The organism is Deltaproteobacteria bacterium (genome assembly GCA_016234845.1).
GTDB lineage: Bacteria > Desulfobacterota > Deferrimicrobia > Deferrimicrobiales > Deferrimicrobiaceae > JACRNP01.
On the sequence record JACRNP010000211.1, the window covers coordinates 1 to 2,146 of the forward strand.

4 protein-coding genes are annotated in these 2,146 nt (G+C 64.3%); all 4 read right to left on the reverse strand.

Features of this window, described 5'->3' with window-relative positions; translation table 11 throughout:
• Window positions 1–246, reverse strand: a 246-nt coding sequence (locus HZB86_12820) for a hypothetical protein (protein ID MBI5906399.1), incomplete at its 3' end; no start/stop codon positions are given.
• A gap of 154 nt (window positions 247–400) precedes the next feature.
• The gene (locus tag HZB86_12825) at window positions 401–592 is read right to left on the reverse strand and encodes a hypothetical protein (protein ID MBI5906400.1); all 192 of its coding nucleotides are present in this window, start codon (window positions 590–592) and stop codon (window positions 401–403) included.
• Window positions 593–643: 51 nt separating this feature from the next.
• Window positions 644–1,036, reverse strand: a complete 393-nt coding sequence (locus tag HZB86_12830; protein ID MBI5906401.1) for a hypothetical protein — start codon at window positions 1,034–1,036, stop codon at window positions 644–646.
• A 19-nt stretch (window positions 1,037–1,055) separates the two neighbouring features.
• The coding region (locus HZB86_12835) for a CoA transferase (protein ID MBI5906402.1) at window positions 1,056–2,146 on the reverse strand (1,091 nt) is incomplete at its 5' end.

Sequence of the window (2,146 nt, forward strand, 5' to 3'; positions counted from 1 at the left end):
CACGGTCTTCCCGAAATCCTCCTGCAGGGCGCCCTTCGCCCCGAACACCGCGCGGACCTGCGCCTTGGGACCGGTGACCGCCGAGTTGTACGTCATGAAGGCCACCTGCGTGCCCTTCAGGTCGACCGCCTTCGCGGCCTTCCCCTTCGCGGCGAGCTGGTTGATCAGCTCGACCACCTTGGCGTTGTCGCACGGAAACGCGGAGCCGGGAGCGACCGTGCTGTCGTAGTAGAATTCCACCTTCATTTCGTTTAGCCCTCCTTCGGATATGTGGTTGGGAAGACGGAAACCCCCGTAAAAGGCAAGATCCACGGCCGCGCCACCTTACGCGCGGGGCGGCCGTGGATCTGCCGCGTCGCTAATCTACCAGACCGGCGACGGTCGGTTCAAGAACCTTTTTCTACTTCAGAACCGCCGGTCCGGGTCCCTCGTAATACCCGCACTCCCCCTCGATCCCGCCCGCTTCCTTCGGGATGTTGATGGCGTACGGCCATTCCAGCTTGTGGCACTGGCCCACGTAGACCTTGACGATGTTCGGGTCGGTGGCGGGCACGAAGTTCTTGCACTTCTGGCAATTCGGTATGGTCGCCAATGTGGCTCCTCCTTTGTAGATTTCGGTGTCCTGTCCGGTGTCCGTCCGTTGCTACGCGAAAGCCTTCGGGCGGCTTCCGACCAGGTCTTCCGGCTTCAGCGGGGCGCCCGACACCGGGTTTCCGCGCTTGTTCTTCGTGATCGGGATCGGCTTCCCCTGGAAGTCCTCGCGGGCCTGGGGCCCCTTGTTGACCTTGGAGAAGTCGTAGATCGGCTTCCAGTCCTTGCTCTGCGCGAAGCCGGGCATCTTGTCGTGCGGCCCCTGGGCGGCGGCCGGCGCGGCGGTGCGGGTCCCGTTCACCAGCTCGTACGCCCAGACGGCGTCGCAGCCGGCGCACTTGATCTTCCCCTTGAAGTTCCAGAAGGTGAACGGATCAAGGTAGTTGATCGTCTCGCACTTCGGGCATTCCAGTATGAGCGACGTGTCGCGGAAAGGACTGCTCATCGTTACCTCCTTATCGTAATTAGATGATCTCTTTCTTTTCCAGGTCGGCGATCTCGGAGCCGCCGTAGCCGCACAGCTTGGTCAGGACGTACTCGTTGTCCGCGCCGACCGGCTTGAAGACGTTCTTGATGCGTCCCGGCGTCTCGGACAGCCGGTACGCGACGCCCTGGGTCTGGACGTCCCCGAAGGTCGGGTCGTCCAGCCACTGCATCGAGCCCCGGAGGTGCCAGTGCTCCTGGTTCGCCGCCTCGTTGGAGTTCCACACCGGCTGGGACACCAGGCCGGCGTCGGTGAACGCCTTCCACACCTGCTCCTTGGTCTTGTCGGCGGCGAACTTCTCCAGCGCGGGGTAGATCTCCGTCTGGGCGACGGCCCCGACGCGGTCCGCGTGGGTCGGGTACTTCTTGGCGAGCTCGGCGTTGCCGACGACGCCGCACAGCTTCTTGAAATCGTCGTCCTTGTAGGCGGAGACGAAGCAGAAGCCGACTTCCTGCTCCTGCGGGTTCTTGGAGTTCGGGTAGGACGACTTCCCGCACTTCAGGATCCCGTGGACGCACAGCAGCGGCTCCCAGTTCCCCCACCGCTGCGCCACGATGCCGGTGCGGCCGTAGAGGGCGATGAAGTCGGTCAGGTGCCGCTGGGCGCCGTGCACCTGGGAGTACTCGAGGAAGTTCCCTTCCCCGGAGACGTTGTCGCGCCAGTACAGGCACGCGATGATGTTGAACGCGGAGATCGCACCGCCCCAGTAGTCCATGATCCAGATGGTCTGCTTGGACGGCATCCCGCCGTACTCCTTCGGCCACCCGGTGATGGAGAAGCAGCCGCCCTGCGCCTGGCCGAGGATGTCGTAGGAGGCGCGGTTGCGCCCCGGGCCCCAGCCGCCGAACCCGCCCATCCACTGGTAGACCAGACGCGGGTTGAGGTCCTTGTACTGCCGGTACCCGATCCCCCACCGGTCGAACGTGCCCGCCCGGTAGTTCTCGCAGCACACGTCGGTCTTGGCGGCCAGCCGCTTCATGATCTGGATCGCCTCCGGCTTGTGGAAGTCGAGCGACATGAAGAGCTCGTTCGGGTTCGCGCCGAAGAAGCCGAGCCCCGTCCCCTTTTCCG